Here is an 18,902-nt window from a genome sequence, read left to right as displayed (position 1 = left end):
GCTGCTAGCCGCCACCGCGTTCCCTTCGCCTCCTCGTCGCCAGTGTGACACGCGCGCGGCGTGCCGTCACTTCACCCCGCTCCCCGGAACCCCTTGCACCGGTCAGCTGGACCGGCGGGCACCGGCTAATCAGCCGAAACCCATTGGTAGGGAAGGAATTTCCCGTCCAGGGTCACCACCACGCGATCGCCCGACGGATGCGATTTCTTCTGCAGGTCGACGCTGAAGTTGATGGCGCTCATGATGCCGTCGCCGAACTGCTCGTGAATCAGCTCCTTGATGGCGCCGCCGTAGACCTGCAGCGCCTCGTAGAACCGGTAGATGGTGGGGTCCGTCGGCACGGCGGTGGGCAAACCGCCGCGCAGGGGCGGCGCGGCCAGCACACCGACCACCGAGTCGTCCAGCCCCAGCTTCTCGACGAGAATCGTTGCCAGCTCTGGGGGGATGGGGTGCTGGCCCAGCAGCGCCGAGGTCGTCCACAACACCGGCCGGCCGATCGCGTCCGCCAGCTGCTGCCAGGTCAGGCCGAGCCGAAGGCGCGCCAGCACGATCTGCTCGGTGATCTCATGTCTGTTCATGGCCCCCAGCATGCACGCGCGGCCTCACCGGGGCTTCGTCGCGGTGACCAGGCGCGTGGAAAACCACGGACCGCCGTAGTACATCCGCCACCCGAGGTTGCGGCGCCGCACGTTTCGCCAACCCAGCTCCCGCAGGTGCGCGGCGTGCTGGCGGGTCTCCCACAGGTCCGCGACGGCCAGCCGGCCGCCCGGGCGCAGCACCCGCACCGCTTCGTCGAGAGCCTTGCGCCGGCCCGCGCGCGTCGGAATGTTGTGGATGGCCAGGTTGCTGACGATCACGTCGACACTGTCGTCGGCGAACGGCAGGGCGGTCATGTCGCCGGTGCGCACCTCGATGCGGTCGGCGACGTTCTCCAGCGCCGCATTGGCCATCGTGGCGTCCGGGGAGTTGTCCGTCTGGTCGGCGCGCCACAGGTCGACGCCGATCGCGCGGCCCGCCGGCAACCGCTTGGCCGCCGCGATCAGCACCGCGCCGCGGCCGCAGCCGAGGTCGAGCACCGTTTCGGCGCCGGTCAACCCGAGATCGTCGAGTATCCGGTCCCAGACGACAAACTTGCCCGCCCGCGTCGCGTACGCGTAAAGGGCTGCGCTCGAAGCGATTCCGAGGGCCGAACTCGCCGCGAGGGCCGCGGTCACCCGCTTGCCGCGCGCCCAGCTGATCGCGGACCACCCGGCCAGGGCGGCGGTTTGGGCGGCGATGCCCATCACCTGCCCGCGCGCCGAGATGGTGTGAAACGACCCGTCTATTCCGTAGTCACCGCGGTGGTCGTGCACGGCAACGAGCTTACGACGGCTGCGGTCACCACCGACCGTGGTGCACGACCTCGGAGAAGGGCCGCCGGTTCGGCTTGCGGATCGGAGCGAGGGGGCGGTCGGCCGGGTAGCCGAGGCCGAGCAGGAAGGCGACCAGCCGGTCCTCCGGGACGCCCAGGATGGCGCGCGCCCGTGCCTGGTCGCCCACCGACGAATGCCCGGTGCCGATGCCGAGGTCCGTCGCCGCGATCATCATCGCCATCGTGGCCTGCCCGACGTCGTAGTTGTCGGTGATCACCCGGCGCTCGTCGGGCGGGACGGGCACGACGATCGCGATCGCGGCCGCCGCGCCGGCGATGTGCCCGGCGCCCTGCCAGACCGTCGACAGCTCCCGCAGCCGGCCGCGGTCGGTGACGATCACGAAGTCCCAGGGTTGCCGGTTCTTCGCCGACGGCGCGCGCCAGCCGGCCTCGGCGATGCGGTTCAGGTCGTCCTCGGAAACCGGATCCGGCGTGTACTGCCGGACGTTGCGGCGGGCGCGGATCGCGTCCCAAGCCTCCATGCGCGCGTCCTCCTGTAGCTTTTCGGCCAATTTCGCTGTCAACGGGGGTATGGTCGTCCGAATTCCCCGGATGTGCCCGCTCGAGTTTTCATTCCGGCAGTTGCGGGAAGCCATGGTGAACCAGCTGCGCCGCCCACTCGTGTACCAGCTGAATGGCCCCGATTCAGGAAGGCGCATTTGCCGGCATGACCGAAAACCTGACGCCGCATTTCGAGGATGTCCAGGCGCACTACGACCTGTCCGACGATTTCTTTCGGCTGTTCCTCGACCCCACGATGACCTACAGCTGTGCCTACTTCGACCGGATGCGCGACATCCCCCTCGAAGAGGCGCAGCTGCGCAAGATGGACCTGTCGCTCGGAAAACTGGGCCTGCGGCCCGGCATGACGTTGCTGGATGTCGGCTGCGGCTGGGGCGGCACGATGCGGCGCGCGATCGAGAAATTCGACGTGGACGTGGTCGGGTTGACGCTGTCCCAGCATCAGGCCGCGCACGTGCAGAAGATGTTCGACGCGATGAACACCACGCACCGCAGGCGGGTCCTGCTGCAGGGCTGGGAACAGTTCGACGAGCCCGTCGACCGGATCGTCTCCATCGGCGCGTTCGAGCACTTCGGCTATGACCGCTACGACGATTTCTTCCAGCGGGCCTACAGCCTCCTGCCCGACGACGGGGTGATGCTGCTGCACACGATCACCATGCTGCCCCCGGAGCAGATCGTCGAACGGGGCCTGCCGATGACCGAAGAGCAGACCAGCTTCAACGAATTCATCGCCTCCGAAATCTTCCCGGGTGGCCAGCTGCCACCGATCGAGATGGTCGAGTTCCACGCGTCGAAGATGGGTTTCAACCTGGCCCGCAGGCAGTCGCTGCAGCTGCACTACGCCCGCACGCTCGACCTCTGGGCCGCGGCGTTGGAGGCGCACCACAGCGAGGCGGTCGCGATCCAGTCCGAAGAGGTCTACCAGCGCTACATGCGGTACCTGACCGGTTGCGCCAACGCCTTCCGCGACGGCTACATCGACGTCAACCAGTTCACGCTGGCCAAGTAGGCCCAACCAGCCACTCCTGTCGGTGGCCGGGGCTATCGTGGCACCGCGATGTCGCTTCATCTCCACCGTGCCGAGCGCACCGACCTCCTTGCCGACGGCCTGGGCGCCCTGCTGGCCAACCCGCCGACCGACCCGTTCGCGGAGGAGCTGGTGCTGGTGCCGGCGCGCGGCGTGGAGCGCTGGCTCAGTCAGCGGTTGTCGCACGTGCTCGGCCGCGGCCGCGGCGGCGACGGGGTGTGCGCCGGGGTGGCGTTCCGCAGCCCCGGCTCCCTGATCGCGGAGCTCACCGGCACGGCCGACGAGGACCCATGGTCGGCCGACGCGATGGCCTGGCCGTTGCTGCGGGCCATCGACTGCTCGCTGGACGAGCCGTGGTGTCGCACCCTGGCAACACATTTGGGCCACTTCGCGCCGACGGAGACGGAGGCCGAGCTGCGCCTCGGACGCCGCTACGCGGTGGCGCGCCGGCTGGCCGGCCTGTTCGCCTCGTACGCCAGGCAGCGTCCGCGGCTCCTCGCCGACTGGCTCGCCGGCGACACCGGTGACCTCGACCCCGACCTGGCCTGGCAGCCGGAGCTCTGGCGGACCCTGGTGGCCGCTGTGCCCGCCGATCCCCCGCACATCCGGCATCAGGCGGCCGTGGCCCGGCTGCGCGACGGCCGCACCGGCCTTCCCGAGCGGCTGTCGCTGTTCGGACACACCCGGTTGGCGCGCACCGACATTGAGCTGCTGGACGCGGTGTCCGCCCGGCACGACCTGCACCTGTGGCTGCCGCATCCCAGCGACCAGCTGTGGCGCGCGTTGGCCGACACCCGCGGCGCGATCCCCCGCCGACTCGACACCAGCCACCGCGGCGTGGGTCATCCGCTGCTGGCGACGCTCGGACGCGACCTGCGCGAACTGCAACGCGGCCTGCCCGCCGACCCGCAGACCGACGAATACCTGCCCGGCCCGGACCGCACCGACACGCTGCTCGGCTGGCTCCAGTCCGACATCGCCGCCAATGCCGTTCGGCCCCAAGGCCGTAACCTCGCCGCCACCGACCGTTCCGTGCAGGTGCACAACTGCCACGGGCCGGCGCGCCAGGTCGACGTGCTGCGCGAGGTGCTGCTCGGCTTGCTGCAGGACGACCCGACCCTCGAGCCGCGCGACATCCTGGTGATGTGTCCGGACATCGAGACGTACGCGCCGCTGATCGTCGCCGACTTCGGGCTCGGCGACGTCGTGCACGGCGCGCATCCCGCGCACCGGTTGCGCGTGCGGCTCGCGGATCGCTCTCCGCTGCAAACCAATCCGCTGCTCGGGATCGCCTCGCAGTTGCTGGCGCTGGCGGGCAGCCGGGCGACCGCCAGCGAGGTGCTCGACTTCGCCGAGGCGGCGCCGGTGCGCGCCCGGTTCGGTTTCACCGACGACGACCTGGAGGCCATCACCCGCTGGGTCCGGCAGGCCAACATCCGGTGGGGATTCGATCAGGAGCACCGGCGGCCCTACCACGTCGACTTCGTGCACAACACTTGGCGTTTCGGCATCGACCGGGTGCTGGCCGGCGTCGCGATGTCCGACGACTCGCACGCCTGGATCGACGCGACGCTGCCACTCGACGACGTCAGCAGCAACCGCGTCCAATTGGCCGGCCAGTTCGCCGAATTCGTGGCCCGGCTGCAGCGGGTGGTCGACTCACTGACGGGCGCGCGGCCGTTGCGCGACTGGCTGGCCGCGCTGGCCGGCGGCATCGACCTGTTGACGCAAGTCGACGACGCCGATTCGTGGCAGGCCGGCCAGCTGCAACGGGAATTCGCTGCCACCCTGGCCGACGCGGGGGCGCGGGCCGATACCGTGTTGCGGCTGCCCGACATCCGGGCCCTCCTGGACGGCCGCCTCGCCGGGCGTCCGACGCGGGCCAACTTCCGCACGGGCACCCTGACGGTGTGCACCATGGTCCCGATGCGCTCGGTGCCACACCGGGTGGTGTGCCTGGTGGGCCTCGACGACGGGGTGTTCCCCCGGCTCGGCGTCGTCGACGGCGACGACGCGCTGGCCCGTGACCCGATGACCGGCGATCGCGACATCCGTTCCGAGGACCGGCAATTGCTGCTCGACGCCATCGGCGCGGCCACCGAGAAGCTGGTGGTCACCTATACCGGCGCCAACGAGTACTCGGGCCAGGCGCGCCCACCGGCGGTGCCGCTGGCCGAGCTGCTGGACACCCTGGACATCACCACGATGGGCAAGGTGCGCGACCGCGTGGTCGTCGCGCATCCGTTGCAGCCGTTCGACGTTCGCAACGTCATCCCGGGCAGGCTGGTGCCAGAGGTCCCGTTCAGCTTCGACCCGACGGTGCTGCGGGCGGCGCGCGTGGCCTCGGGCGAGCGTCGGGATGCGCCCAAGTTCATTTCCGGGCCGCTGCCGCCCCCACCCGCGGACGACGTCATCGTCGCCGACCTCGTCGCCTTCTTCAAGGACCCGGTCAAGGGTTTCTTTCGCGCCCTGGAGTTCACGCTGCCGCGGGATGTAGACGGCGTGCAGGACGCCATGCCGGTCGACCTCGACGGGCTCGAGGAGTGGACGGTCGGCGACCGGATGCTGGGCGACATGCTGCGGGGCTGGGCCCCGGACGACGCCCGGCAGGCCGAGTGGCGGCGGGGCACGCTGCCGCCGGGCCAACTGGGATGGCGCGCGGCGACCGAGATCCGCGATCAGGCCGCCCTGTTGGCGGCCGCCGCGCGGGAGCACCGCCGGGCCGATGCGCGCGCGTACGACGTCGACATCGATCTCGGCGGGGGGCGGCGGCTCACGGGCACCGTGTCCCCGGTGTACGGGGAGCGGCTGGTGTCGGTGACCTACTCCCGGCTGGACGGCAGGCACCTGCTCGAGTCGTGGATTCCGTTGCTGGCGTTGACCGCTCACGACCCCGGCCGCGACTGGTCGGCGGTGTGCATCGGCCGCCGCAAGCGGGGCACCGCCCCGCGGGTGGAGGCGCTGGGACGGCCGCACGACGACGCCGCGGCGGCGCTGCGTGAGCTGGTGGCCATCTACGACGCCGGGCGTCGGGAGCCGATTCCGTTGCCCGTCAAGACGTCCTACGCGTGGGCGGCCGCGCGGCACTGCGGTGACGATCCGCTGCGCGAGGCGGAGCATCGGTGGAAGTGGGAGCGCGAGGAGCCCGCCCACCTGCGGGCCTGGGGCAAGAACACCCGGTTGGCCGACCTGATGCGGCCCGTGCGGCCGGGCGAGGAATGCGACGGCGAAGACAATCGGCTGGGCGCGTACGCCGCGCGAGTCTGGCTGCCGATGCTGCGCGCGGAGGGCAGGCCGTGACCCAGGTGATCGCGCGCTTCGATCTGCTCGGCCCGCTGCCCGCCGATCGGTCCACTACGGTGTTGCAGGCCAGTGCGGGCACCGGCAAGACGTTCGCGCTGGCCGGCCTGGTGACCCGCTACATCGCCGAGGGCGCGGCGACGCTGGACCAGATGCTGCTCATCACGTTCGGCCGGGCCGCCAGCCAGGAGCTGCGCGAGCGCGTGCGCGGCCAAATGGTGGCAGCTGTAATGGCTTTCGACGATCCGTCGGCGTGCGGCGACAACGAGTTGGTCGCCTACCTGCTGGCCGGCGGCGACGACGAGCGCGCGCTGCGCAGGCAGCGCCTGCGTGACGCGCTGGCCGGCTTCGATGCGGCGACCATCGCCACCACGCACCAGTTCTGCCAACTGGTGCTGAAATCGCTGGGCGTGGCCGGCGACACCGCCGCGAACGTGACGTTGCTCGAGAGCCTCGACGAGCTGATCGTCGAGATCGTCGACGATGAGTACCTCGCCCACTTCGGGCGCGAGCGCGACGACCCGGCGCTGGCCTACCGCGAGGCGCTGCGCCTGGCGCGCGAGGTCGTCAGGAACCCGTCGACCGAGCTGCGCCCACTGCACCCCGAACCGGGTTCGCGTGCCGCCGTCTGCGTTGCTTTCGCGAAAGACGTTCTGGCGGAATTGGATACCCGCAAGCGGCGAATGGGCGTCCTCGACTACGACGACCTGCTGAGCCGGCTGGCCGACGCGTTGGCCACCGAGGACTCCCCGGCGCGGGTGCGCATGCACCACCGCTGGCCGATCGTCATGGTCGACGAGTTCCAGGACACCGATCCGGTGCAATGGCAGGTGATCGACCGCGCCTTCAGCGGCCGCTCCACCCTGATCCTGATCGGGGACCCCAAGCAGGCCATCTACGCGTTCCGCGGCGGCGACATCGTGACGTACCTGCGAGCGGCAGAGACGGCCGGCGAGCGCAAGACGCTGGCCACCAATTGGCGCAGCGATGCGGCGCTCATCGGGCGCCTGCAGGTGGTGCTGCGCGGCGCCCAGCTTGGCGACCCCGAGATTGTGGTGGACGACGTCGAGGCCTACCACCGCGGGCACCGGCTCGCCGGCGCCCCCCACAATGATCCGTTCCGGCTGCGGGTGGTGCGACGAGAGACGCTGGGGCGCAGCGGGATCCAGAACCTGCCGATCGACGATCTGCGGGCCCACATCGGCGCCGACCTCGCCGCCGACATCCGCGCCCTGCTCGCCGGCGGCGCCACGTTCGCCGGCCGGCCGGTGCAGGCCCGTGACATCGCCGTAATCGTGGAGAAGCACAAGGACGCCGCCGCCTGCTTCAGGGCGCTGTGCGACGCGGGCGTGCCCGCGGTCTACACCGGTGACACCGACGTGTTCGCCTCGGACGCCGCCGAAGACTGGCTCTGCCTGCTGGAGGCGTTCGACCAACCGCACCGGCCCGGTGTGGTGCGCGCCGCGGCGGCCACCATGTTCTTCGGCGAGACCGCCGAATCGCTGGCGGCCGGCGGCGACGCGCTGACCGATCGGGTCGCGGAAACGTTGCGGGAGTGGGCCGGCCACGCCCGCGAACGCGGCGTCGCCGCCATCTTCGAGGCCGCACAGCTTTCGGGCATGGCGGATCGCGTGCTGTCCGCGCACGGCGGCGAACGCCAGATGACCGACCTGGCGCACATCGCGCAGTTGCTGCAGGAGGTGGCGCACCGAGACCGTTCCAGCCTGCCCGCGTTGCGCGACTGGCTGCGCCGCCAGCGCGAGGAGCGCGCCGGCGCGCCCGAACGCAACCGGCGCCTGGACAGCGACGCGGCGGCCGTGCAGATCATGACGGTGTTCGTGAGCAAGGGCCTGCAATACCCGATCGTGTACCTGCCGTTCGCCTTCAACCGCAACACCCAGGACCGCGACGTGGTGTTGTTCCACGACGCCGGCGTGCGCTGCCTGCACATCGGCGGCAAGGACACCCCGGACTTCCACGCCGTCGAGCAATTGGGCCGCAAGGAGGACGCCAGCGACGACAGCCGGCTCACCTACGTCGCGCTGACGCGCGCCCAGTCGCAGGTGGTCGCGTGGTGGTCACCGGCGTTCGACGAGCCCAACGGCGGGCTCTCGCGGCTGCTGCGTGGCCGCCGGCCGGGAGAGCCCTTTGTGCCCGACCGCTGTGAGCCCGCGAAGATCTCCGACGACGACGCCCTGGCCCGATTGCGTGAATGGGAGGCCGCGGGCGGTCCGGTGATCGAACCGTCGATCGTGGCCGCGGCGCCGGCCGTCCCGTCCGAGCCGGTGCCGTCCAACCTCGACAGCCGCCACTTCCACCGCGCCATCGACACGGGGTGGCGGCGCACCTCCTACTCCGGCCTGATCCGGGTGACGGAAACCTTCGGGTCCACCGGCGTGAGCAGCGAGCCGGAGGTCAGCGAGCTGGACGACGAGTCCGGCGATGTGCCCTTGTCCCAGAAGGCGTCCGGGCCGGACGTGCCGTCGCCGATGGCGGACCTGCCGGTGGGCGTGAAGTTCGGCACGCTGGTGCACGCCGTGCTGGAGACTGCCGACCCGCTCGCGCCCGATCTGGCCGCCGAGCTTGAGGCGCACATCCGCAGCCACTCGGTGTGGTGGCCGGTCGACGTGGCCCCCGCCGCGCTCGCCGCGGCCATGGTGCCGATGCACGACACGCCCCTGGGCCCGTTGGCGGCCGGGCTGACGCTGCGCCGGATCGGGCTCGGCGATCGGCTGCGCGAGTTGGACTTCGAGTTCCCGCTGGCCGGTGGGGACCTGCGCACGGCCGCACCCGACATCCGGCTGGCCGACGTGGGGGCCCTGCTGCGCGCGCGGCTGCCCGGTGATGACGCGCTGGCGCCCTACGCCGAGAGGTTGATCGGTCGCCCGCTCGGCGACCAGCCGCTGCGCGGCTACCTCACCGGATCGGTCGACGCCGTGTTGCGGGTGCCCGACGGCGCCGGGCAGCGCTATCTGGTGGTCGATTTCAAGACCAACTGGCTCGGCGACCCAGACCGCCCGTTGACGTCCGCCGATTACGACCGGCCGCGGCTGGTTGAGGCGATGCTGCACTCGGATTATCCGCTGCAGGCGCTGCTGTACAGCGTTGTGCTGCACCGGTTCCTGCGGTGGCGGCTGCGCGACTACGACCCGGACCGCCATCTTGGTGGTGTCCTCTACCTGTTCCTGCGCGGGATGTGCGGCGCGGCCACACCGGCCGTCGACGGCCACCCCTCGGGGGTGTTCAGCTGGCGCCCGCCCCCGCCGTTGATCGAAGGGCTGTCGGACCTGCTGGACGGGAGGGCGGCCGCGTGACGCTCGAGGCGATCACCGCCGAGGGCTTGCTGCGCACGTACACCGATGCCGGAGTCTTCGAGGCCGCCGATGTCCATGTGGCGCAGCGGCTTACCGCGCTCGCCGGCGAATCCGACGAGCGGGTGGCGCTGGCGGTCGCCCTGCTGGTGCGCGCGCTGCGGGGCGGTTCGGTGTGCGTGGATCTGCGGACCGTGCAGGAGCAGGTGGACGCCGCGGACCTGCCGTGGCCGGGCACCGACGAATGGATGGCCGCCGTGCGGGCCAGTCCGTTGCTCGGTTCGCCACCGGTGCTGCGGCTGTTCGGCGAGCTGTTGTACCTGGACCGGTATTGGCTCGAGGAAGAGCAGGTGTGCAACGACCTGCTCGCGCTGTCCGTTCCGCGGGCGGGCGGCGAGCTGCCCGCCTTCGAGCGACTGTTCCCGCCCGGCTACGGCGAACAGCGCGAAGCCGCCGAAATCGCCGTGTCGCAGGCGGTTACGGTGCTGACCGGCGGACCCGGAACCGGTAAGACCACCACGGTGGCGCGCCTGCTGGCCTTGCTGGCCGGGCAGGCCGAGCTCGGCGGCCGGCCGCGGCCCCGGATCGCGCTGGCCGCACCGACCGGCAAGGCGGCCGCGCGGCTCGCCGAGGCGGTGGCCGCCGAGGTGCGCAGGCTGGACGCGGCGGACCGGGCGCGGCTGGCCGGCCTGCCGGCCACGACGCTGCACCGGCTGCTGGGTTCCCGGCCGGATACGTCGGTGCGGTTCAAGCACAATCGCGGCAACCGGCTGCCGCACGACGTCATCGTCGTGGACGAGACGTCGATGGTGTCGCTGACGATGATGGCCCGCCTGCTGGAGGCGGTGCGCCCCGATACCCGGCTGATCCTGGTGGGCGATCCCGACCAGCTGGCCTCGGTGGAAGCCGGCGCGGTGCTGGCCGATCTGGTGGACGGGCTCTCCACCCGCGACGACGTGCGGGTGGCCGCGCTGCGCACCCCGCACCGGTTCGGCGAGTCGATCGGCGCGCTGGCCGAGGCGATCCGCACCGGTGACGCGGACCGCGTGCTGGGGCTGCTGAGGGCCGGCGGCGAGCACATCGAGTGGCTGGACACCGACGCCCCGGCCGACCGGCTGCGCGCGGTGCTGGTTCCGCACGCGCTGCGGGTGCGCCAGGCCGCGCTGCTCGGCGCCACCGATGAGGCGCTGGCCGCACTCGACGAGCACCGGCTGTTGTGCGCGCACCGGCGTGGGCCGTACGGGGTGTCGCACTGGAACCGGCAGGTCGAGCGCTGGCTCACCGAGGAGACCGGGCAGCCGGGCTGGTCGGGCTGGTACGCCGGGCGCCCAGTGTTGGTGACCGCCAACGACTATGGGCTCAAGGTCTACAACGGCGACACCGGGGTGGTGGTGATGGGCGACGACGGGCTGCGGGCGGTCATCGCCGGCGCCACCGGGACGATGGGCTTCGCCACCAGCCGGCTCACCGACATCGAAACCATGCACGCCATGACGATCCACAAGAGCCAGGGCAGCCAGGCCGACGAGGTGACGGTGCTGATGCCGCCGGAGGATTCGCGGCTGCTCACGCGCGAGTTGTTCTACACGGCGGTGACCCGCGCGAAGGCCAAGGTGCGGGTGGCCGGTTCCGAGGCTTCGGTGCGCGCGGCCATCGAGCGCCGGGCGGTGCGGGCGACCGGGCTGGCGCAGCGGTTGCAGTCGTCCGGCTAGTCGCGGGTTACACCTAGTGCGCCTTCGCGGCCATCTGCTTGAGCATCGCGTCGTGGATGATGTCGATTCTCGACCTCGCTTCCGCGCACACGTACGGGTCGCGGATCACGGTGAGTTGGTTGTCCTGCTTGGATTCTCCGCCGGTGGACCAGTTGGTCGAACCGGTGATGACGTCGACGCCGTCGATGATCACCATCTTCAGGTGCATGATCGCCGACTTCTCGCTGTGGCCGATGGCGATGCTGTTGCCGATCTTGTCGTTGAGCCACGGGGCCAGCAGGGCGCGCTCGGACTTACCCGCGGCCTGAGTGGAGTCGAGACTCATTTGCACATAGATGTTTTCGTCGTTCAGCGCCGACTGCAGCACGGAGTTGAGTTCCGCGTCGTCGTAGCCGTACATCGCCACCACGATGGTCTTGGCGGCCGACGACAACAGCGCCTTGAGCGCGTCATGCACCCGGTCGACCGGGCTGTAGAACGTTCGGGTGGTGTCGGGATAGCCGGGCGGAAACGGCGCGGCCTTGAATTGATCGAGCTCGGTCAGCGATTTGAGCGCCATGGCGTTTGCTCCTTCCCGAGGCCGGCCCCCGAGAAACTCTACGGCGAGCGCGCCCGAGCGGTCAGGCGTTTGGCCGGTGCGGGAGAATCGCTTGCAGCATGGACGACGGCGACGATTCCCCACCGGAGCCCACGGCGTCGCGGCGCACGCACGTCGTGCGGCTGGGCGTGTTCGTCGTGTTCCTGCTCGTGCTGTTCTATCTGGTGGCCGTCGCGCGGGTGATCAACGTCGACGAGGTGCGGCACGTGGTGTCGGCGACGGGGCCGGCGGCGCCGGTCACCTACGTCGTGGTGTCGGCCGTCCTGGGCGCCTTGTTCGTGCCGGGCGCGGTGCTGGCCGCGGCCAGCGGCTTGCTGTTCGGTCCGCTGCTCGGCGTCTTCGTCACCCTGGGCGCGACGGTGGGGACCGCGGTCGTCGCGAGCCTCATCGGCCGCCGGGCGGGCCGGGACAGCGCGCGGGCGCTGTTGGGGCCCAACCGGGGCGACCGCATCGACGCGCTGATCGAGCGCCGCGGGCTGTGGGCCGTCGTCGGTCAGCGCTTCGTCCCGGGCATCTCCGACGCGCTCGCCTCGTACGCGTTCGGGGCGTTCGGAGTTCCGTTGTGGCAGATGGCCGTTGGCGCCTTCGTCGGGTCGGTGCCGCGAGCGTTCGTCTACACCGCGCTGGGCGCCTCGATCGGCAACCGCTCGTCGGCGTTGGCGTACGCGGCCATCGCCGTCTGGTGCGTCACCGCCATCGTCGGCGCGTTCGCGGCGCGGCGCGGATACCGGCACTGGCGCGCCGGCCACCGCGGGGAAGCGGATCCCCGCTAGCTGCCCGGCCGCTCGGCCGCCACGAACAGGTTCCCCGGCACCGCGTCCTTGACCTCGTCGGCTGCCGCGCGGCCGTAGCCGGCCATCAGCTCGTCGGACGGGGTGACCGTGACGCGCCAGCCGTGACGACGGAACCAGTCGCCGACGTCCTCGCGCTCCTCGAAGTACCACAGCTCGTCGGTCCTAGGCACCTCCCGGTCCGGGTCCACCCGCGCCATGAGCGCCCGCACCCGGTCCATCCGCTCGCGGCGCCTGGCGCGGAACTCCGGGTCGAGGAACTTCGGCCCCAGCGCCTCCACGGCCACCCGGCTACCGGGGGCGGTGAGCGCGTGCACGCGGTCGAACAACAACTCCTGGGCCGCGGCCGGCAGGTATGGCATCAGGCCCTCGGCCGACCACACGCTGGGCGCCGACGGCTCAAACCCGGCCTGCCGCAACGCCGTCGGCCAATCGTGGCGCAGATCCACCGGGACCGCGATCCGGTTGCACGCGGGCTGCGCCCCGTGGTCGGCCAGCGTGGACAACTTGAAGTCCAAGACCCGGGGCTGATCCAGCTCGTAGACGGCTGTGCCGTCCGGCCACTGCAACCGCCACGCCCGCGCGTCCAGGCCGGCGGCCAGGATCACCGCCTGACGGATGCCCGCCCGCGTCGCGGCGAGGAAGAACTCGTCGAAAAAGGCTGTGCGCGAGGCCATGTAGCCGACCATCGCCTGCATCTGCAGCGGCAACTGGGGTTCGGCCTCGACGAGCTCGTCCGGCAGCTGCGGGGCCGAGTGCCAGTTCCACACCCCGTCGCCGGCGGCGTCGAGGAAGACCTGTGCGAACGGATCGGTGATCAAGGGGTTCTCGCTTCGCGTCTCGGCCGCCCGGGCCGAAGCCACCCCCAGCGCCGTCGCCCCCACGCTCTCGGTGATCTCCCAGCTGTCGTTATCGGTTCTGCCCACGCTCATGCCCTCCGATTCGCTAGCTCGCCTACCTACCCGACCCTACGCGCGCCGGGCGGGTGGCCGCTGTCGCGGAACCGGGCATCGGCGTTAAGTTGTCGGCGAGCCGGCGAGCGGGGTCAGCCAGCGGCGCCGAACGGATCCGAAGGATCATTACCACATGCGAGTCGACGGGCGCGAGATCAGCGTTTCCGGCAGCTTGCTGCAGCCGCTGACCCGGCGCACCAACGACATCCTGCGCCTGGCGGCGAGCGTGGTCTTCCTCGCGGCGGTGATCACCAGCTCGCTGATCACCCGGCCGCAATGGGAGGCGCTGGAAAAGTCCATCTCCCAGATCGTCGGGGTGCTCTCCCCCCGACAGTCCGATCTGGTCTACCTCGGGTACGGCGTGGCCATCCTGGCCCTGCCGTTCATGATCTTGATCGGCCTGATCGTCGGGCGGCAGTGGAAACTGCTCGGCGCCTACGCGGCCGCCGCGCTGCTCGCGGCGCTACCGCTGTCGGTTGGCGGTAACGGGTTCTCGGCGCCGCGCTGGCACTTCGACCTCTCCGAACGCCTGCAGACCGTGTTGGGCCAGTTCCTCGACGATCCGCGCTGGATCGCCATGCTGGCGGCGGTGCTGACCGTCTCGGGCCCGTGGCTGCCCGCGCGGTGGCGGCACTGGTGGTGGGCGCTGCTGCTGGCCTTCGTGCCGATCCACCTCGTGGTCAGCGCGATCGTGCCGGCCCGCGCCCTGCTGGGCCTGGCGGTCGGCTGGCTCGTCGGCTCGGTGGTGGTACTCGTGGTCGGCACCCCGGCGTTGGAGGTGCCCTTGGAGGCGGCCGTGCGCGCGATGGCCCGGCGGGGGTTCGTCGTCTCGAGGCTCACCGTCATCCGGCCGGCCGGCCGCGGCCCGCTCGTCCTGTCGGCCGGATGCGAGCAGTCCGACCGCGCGGCGGTGATCGAGTTGTACGGCCCCCATCAGCGCAGCGGCGGCACGCTGCGCCAACTCTGGATAAAGCTGCGGCTGCGCGATACCGAGACCGCTCCGCTGGTGACGTCCATGCGCCGCGCCGTGGAGCATCGCGCGTTGATGACGATCGCCGTCGGGGAGGTGGGCCTGGCCAACACCTCCACAATCGCGGTCGCCACCCTCGACCGTGGATGGATTCTCTACTCGCACAAGCCACCCGACGGCTCGCCGCTGGACCGATGCGCGCAATCCATACCGGTGGACCGGGTGTGGCAATCGCTGCGGGCCCTCAACGACCAGCAGATCGCGCACGGTGATCTGCGCGGCAACGAGATCACCGTCGACGATGGCGCCGTGCTCTTCGGCGGCTTCCACAACGCCGAATACGGCGCCACCGAGGCGCAGCTGCAATCCGACATCGCCCAGCTGTTGGTGACGACCTCGGCCCTGTACGACCCCAAATCGGCCGTCGCCGCGGCGATCGACGCGTTCGACCGGGACACCATCCTGAGCGCGTCGCGCCGGTTGACGAAAGTCGCTGTGCCGCGCCACGTTCGGAAGTCGGTCCCGGATCCGGGCGCTGTTTTGTCGGCCGCCCGCGCGGAGGTGAAGCGCCAGACCGGGGCCGACCAGATCAAGACCGAAACCATCACCCGGTTCACCCGCGGCCAGATCATCCAGCTGGTGCTCTTCGGCGCGCTCGTCTACGTCGCCTACCCCTTCGTCAGCACAGCCCCCACCTTCTTCTCCCAACTGCGGACCGCGAACTGGTGGTACGCGCTGCTCGGGCTGGCGGTGTCGGCGCTGACCTACCTGGGCGCCGCGGCGGCGCTGTGGGCGTGCACCGACGGGTCGGTGAATTATTGGCGGCTGTCATTCGTCCAGGTGGCCAACACCTTTGCCGCGACCACCACGCCCGCCGGCGTCGGCGGGCTCGCGCTGTCCACCCGGTACCTGCAGAAGAGCGGCCTGTCGGCGATGCGAGCCACGGCGGCGGTCGCCCTGCAGCAGGCCGTGCAGGTGATCGTGCACCTGTTGCTGCTGATCCTGTTCAGCGTGGTCGCTGGTGCCTCGATGCACCTGTCGCATTTCGTGCCGAGCGCCACGATGCTGTACCTGATCGGGGGCGTCGCGCTGGGCATCATCGGCACGTTGCTGTTCGTGCCGAAGTCACGCAAATGGCTGGCCACCGAGGTGCGCCCGAAGCTCAACGAGGTGACCACCGACCTGGTCAAGCTGGCCCGCGAGCCGCGGCGGCTGGCGCTGATCCTGCTCGGTTGTGCGGGAACGACTCTCGGCGCGGCGCTGGCGCTGTGGGCCAGCGTCGAGGCCTTCGGCGGCGGCACGACGTTCGTGACCGCCACCGTGGTCACGATGGTCGGCGGGACGCTGGCCTCCGCCGCGCCGACACCCGGTGGCGTCGGGGCCGTCGAGGCGGCGCTGATCGGTGGGTTGGCCGCCTTCGGCGTGCCGGCCGCCGTGGGCGTGCCGTCCGTTCTGCTGTATCGGGTGCTCACCTGCTGGTTGCCGGTGTTCGTCGGCTGGCCGGTGATGCGGTGGTTGACCAAGAACGAGATGGTCTGACCGCCCGCGATTACTCGCTTCCCGCTTGCACCACGACGAGAATGGTTGACGTGCGCGCGCTTTCGCCGACCTTCGTGGTCAGCGTCACCAGGTAGTACTCCTCGGGTACCGACCGCGCGACCGTGATGGGTACGTCGATGGATGCCGACCCGTCGGCGGAGAACTGGCCCGCCACCGGCGCCACGGTGATCCCGGGGTCCGAGCCCGACCCGGTGATGGTGTAGCCGCCGGCGGCGGCGATCATCCGTTGGGCGTCGAGTTTCACCGTGCCCGTGCTTCCCGGGGCGATCGTCACGATGGGGCTGGGCACGTTGACGGTCACCGCCGAACCGCCCGCGCCGAACGACGGTGGTGCGGACGATTCGCCTGTGCCCCAATCCTTGTCGGGATAGGCCGCGAGCGAGAACGCCAGATCGCCGCCGGTGCGGACGAACGACTCGGGCAGCGACGTCTGGTCGGAGGCCACGCCGTCGACGCGCAGGCCGCTGATGTATTTGAGGGGGTGCGGGCCGGACGCGCCGGGCGCCGACATCCGAATGGTCTTGCCGCCGGGAAGCGAGATCACCACGCGATCGAACAGCGGCGCGCTCAGGGTGAGGATCGACGTTCCGGGAGTGCTGGGGTACAGCCCGAGCGCGGCCCAGACGTACCAGCTGGCCATCGCCCCCAGGTCGTCGTTGCCCGGCTCGCCGTCGGGCGTCGGGCCGAACAGGCCCCGCACCCGGTCGACCGTGCGCTGGGTCTTCCACGGCTGACCGATGTAGTTGTACAACCACGGCACGCCGAAGCCGGGCTCGTTACCGGCCCACAGGTAGGGCTCGTTGGGGCCGACGTTGAGCTTCTTGGTGAAGTTGTCGAGCCGTGCGGCGACGGCGTCGCGGCCGCCGAGGGCGGTCACCAGGCTCGCGACGTTGTGCGGCACCCACCAGACGTATTGCGCGGCGTTGCCCTCGTCGAATCCGACCTGTCCGAAATCCGATGGCGACACCACGAACGCCGGGCCGGCGCGGAAGAAGCTGGTCCAGTTGCGGGGCGAGATGTAGCGGGTGGTCGGGTTGAACAGGTTCTGCCAATACTGTGACCGGTCCTGGAATTCCGCGGCCGTCGCCGTGTCACCGAGCGAATCGGCGAACCGCGCGATGGCGAAGTCGTCGACCGACCATTCGAGGGTGACCGACGCGGCGGCGATCCAGCCGTCGGTGCGGAATTGATACGAATACGGCGCGTAGCCGAATTGCAGGTACGTGTCGATCCCCGGCCGTTCGACGTAACCGTTGAGTCCCACACCGCCTTTCGTGGCCGCGTCCACCATGTAGCGCAGCGCCGTCTTGGTGTCGAAGTCGGTGGCGCCGAAGGCGTGCAGGTTGACGATGAGCGGTACCACGTTGTCCCCGCTCATCTCTCCGGTCGCGGCGTTGGCGAACGCCCAACGCGGCAGGGCGCCACTTTGCTCGGCGTCGTTGACCAGCGATTGGGCCATGTCGGCGGCGCGATCCGGGAACAGCAGCGCCTGCAGGGCGGCCAGGCACCGGTAGGTGTCCCAGTCGGAGAAGTTGGCGTACTGCGTGCGACCCGTGGCCACGGTGTGAATCGCACCGTCGAATCCGATGTAACGCCCGTCCGCGTCGTTGAAGGTGTTGGGGTGCAAGAGCGATCGGTACAGGGCGGTGTAGAAGGTGTTGAGGTTGTCGGCGTTGCGACCGGCGACGGAGATGCGCGACAGGCTGGCGTTCCAGTCGCGCGACGCCGCGGCGCGCACGTCGTCGAAGCTCCCCGCCCCCTCGGCGGCCAAGTTGGCCCGCGCCCCCTCGATCCCGACGTAGGAGATCGCCGTCCGCACCTCGAGCACCGTCCCGACCGGGAATTGCACGTATCCGCCGCTGTATGGGGAATTCGCGCCGCGGGCGCCGGGGTAGACCGAAAAACCGTCCCACGTCCCGTAACTGGTGAAGGGCTGGCTGAACTTCATGGCGAAATAGACCGTGTAGGTGTTGTTCTTGCCGCAGAAGCCGCCGCTGGTGGCCCAGCCGGTGATCGTGGTGTTGTCCTCCCCGATTTGGATGGTGGCGCGGGAGTTGCCCGCCAGCGACGCGCCGGAGCGCACCGCCAACAGCGCGGGGCGGCCGTTGCGCGGGTAGCTGAAACGGCCGACGCCCGTGCGGGTGGTGGCGGTGAGTTCCGCCTTGACCCCGGTCTGCGGGAACCGCACCGTGTAGTAGCCCGGCACGCCCTGTTCGGTGTCGTCGTGGGCGATCCGTTCCCAGCCCTTCCAGGGCTGTACGCCAATTCCGTTGGTGGTCGGCAACATTGAGATGTCGCCGAACGCGGCGCAACCCACCGACGCATGGGTCATGCTGAAGCCGGTGGCGCGGGGGTTGTCGTAGTTGTAGCCGGCGTAGTTGCCCACCGTGTCCGGTGAGTACTGCACCATCCCGAACGGCACGGTGGCTCCTGGGAAGTTGTTGATCTCCCCCACCGTCTCGCCGCCCGTCCCGGTGCCGATGAGCGTGGCGACGTGGTCGACCGGATTGGTCACGAATGCGGGGTCACCGTCGTACGCGATGGGCGGCGCCGCGGCGACGAACGCGATGAAGACGACCGACGCCGCCAGCAGCGCGACGAGGGCCCTTCGTGACCGCATACCTGTCTCTTACTGGACAACTCGGTATTGGGTGGGCGTTTTCCGGCCGAATTGGATAACGATTTGCCGGGCGGCCACCCCAAAAGTTCAAAAAAATATCGGCAAAGTCGCACGCCATTTGGGC

Annotated in this window: 12 protein-coding genes; 6 read left to right on the top strand and 6 right to left on the bottom strand. The window is 70.4% G+C overall.

All coding sequences use genetic code 11. The features are described from left to right. Positions 1–125: 125 nt before the first annotated feature. Genes cynS through A5680_RS18235 form a run of 3 tightly spaced genes read right to left on the bottom strand, consistent with a single transcriptional unit; the run spans position 126 to position 1,893 of the window. Positions 126–590 carry a cyanase gene (cynS, locus tag A5680_RS18245; protein ID WP_067821822.1) on the bottom strand — a complete coding sequence of 155 codons (465 nt, stop codon included), beginning with the start codon at positions 588–590 and terminating at the stop codon, positions 126–128. A gap of 12 nt (positions 591–602) precedes the next feature. Then, on the bottom strand, positions 603–1,352 hold the full coding sequence (locus A5680_RS18240) for a class I SAM-dependent methyltransferase (RefSeq protein ID WP_067821819.1): 750 nt from the start codon (positions 1,350–1,352) through the stop codon (positions 603–605). Between the two features lie 25 nt (positions 1,353–1,377). Continuing rightward, positions 1,378–1,893: a nitroreductase family protein gene (locus A5680_RS18235; protein WP_055401202.1), complete on the bottom strand. Its 516-nt coding sequence runs from the start codon at positions 1,891–1,893 to the stop codon at positions 1,378–1,380. A 185-nt stretch (positions 1,894–2,078) separates the two neighbouring features. Here A5680_RS18235 and A5680_RS18230 point away from each other — a divergent pair, with 185 nt between their 5' ends. Genes A5680_RS18230 through recD form a run of 4 tightly spaced genes read left to right on the top strand, consistent with a single transcriptional unit; the run spans position 2,079 to position 11,286 of the window. Beyond that, on the top strand, positions 2,079–2,945 hold the full coding sequence (locus A5680_RS18230; RefSeq protein ID WP_055401264.1) for a cyclopropane mycolic acid synthase family methyltransferase: 867 nt from the start codon (positions 2,079–2,081) through the stop codon (positions 2,943–2,945). Positions 2,946–2,993: 48 nt separating this feature from the next. Continuing rightward, positions 2,994–6,263, top strand: coding sequence for an exodeoxyribonuclease V subunit gamma (gene recC, locus A5680_RS18225; RefSeq protein WP_067821816.1), 3,270 nt, complete (start codon positions 2,994–2,996; stop codon positions 6,261–6,263). Positions 6,264–6,271: 8 nt separating this feature from the next. Next, positions 6,272–9,577, top strand: a complete 3,306-nt coding sequence (recB, locus tag A5680_RS18220) for an exodeoxyribonuclease V subunit beta (RefSeq protein ID WP_067821891.1) — start codon at positions 6,272–6,274, stop codon at positions 9,575–9,577. Further along, positions 9,574–11,286, top strand: coding sequence for an exodeoxyribonuclease V subunit alpha (gene recD, locus A5680_RS18215; RefSeq protein ID WP_055401198.1), 1,713 nt, complete (start codon positions 9,574–9,576; stop codon positions 11,284–11,286). Before recB ends, recD begins: the two co-directional genes overlap by 4 nt. A 13-nt stretch (positions 11,287–11,299) precedes the next feature. Here the strand turns inward: recD and A5680_RS18210 are convergent, their stop codons facing one another. Further along, positions 11,300–11,845 (bottom strand): phospholipase D-like domain-containing protein, encoded by a 546-nt coding sequence (locus A5680_RS18210; RefSeq protein ID WP_055401196.1) that lies wholly within the window; start codon positions 11,843–11,845, stop codon positions 11,300–11,302. Positions 11,846–11,943: 98 nt separating this feature from the next. Between A5680_RS18210 and A5680_RS18205 the strand changes: the two genes are divergently transcribed. Next, positions 11,944–12,657, top strand: coding sequence for a TVP38/TMEM64 family protein (locus tag A5680_RS18205; protein WP_067821813.1), 714 nt, complete (start codon positions 11,944–11,946; stop codon positions 12,655–12,657). Here A5680_RS18205 and A5680_RS18200 read toward each other — a convergent pair. Continuing rightward, complete coding sequence (locus A5680_RS18200; protein WP_067821890.1) at positions 12,654–13,601, bottom strand: class I SAM-dependent methyltransferase; 948 nt, start codon at positions 13,599–13,601, stop codon at positions 12,654–12,656. The two genes, A5680_RS18205 and A5680_RS18200, sit on opposite strands and share 4 nt — an antisense overlap. 160 nt (positions 13,602–13,761) lie before the next feature. Between A5680_RS18200 and A5680_RS18195 the strand changes: the two genes are divergently transcribed. Next, positions 13,762–16,137: a lysylphosphatidylglycerol synthase transmembrane domain-containing protein gene (locus tag A5680_RS18195; RefSeq protein ID WP_067821810.1), complete on the top strand. Its 2,376-nt coding sequence runs from the start codon at positions 13,762–13,764 to the stop codon at positions 16,135–16,137. A 10-nt stretch (positions 16,138–16,147) separates the two neighbouring features. On the opposite strand, the gene A5680_RS18190 is transcribed toward A5680_RS18195, so the two are convergent. Continuing rightward, positions 16,148–18,778, bottom strand: coding sequence for a GH92 family glycosyl hydrolase (locus tag A5680_RS18190; protein WP_067821807.1), 2,631 nt, complete (start codon positions 18,776–18,778; stop codon positions 16,148–16,150). Between the last annotated feature and the right edge of the window lie 124 nt (positions 18,779–18,902).

The sequence above is a fragment of the Mycobacterium sp. E2989 genome, from assembly GCF_001667595.1.
Taxonomy (GTDB): domain Bacteria; phylum Actinomycetota; class Actinomycetes; order Mycobacteriales; family Mycobacteriaceae; genus Mycobacterium.
This window is presented reverse-complemented; position numbering and strand designations above follow the sequence as displayed.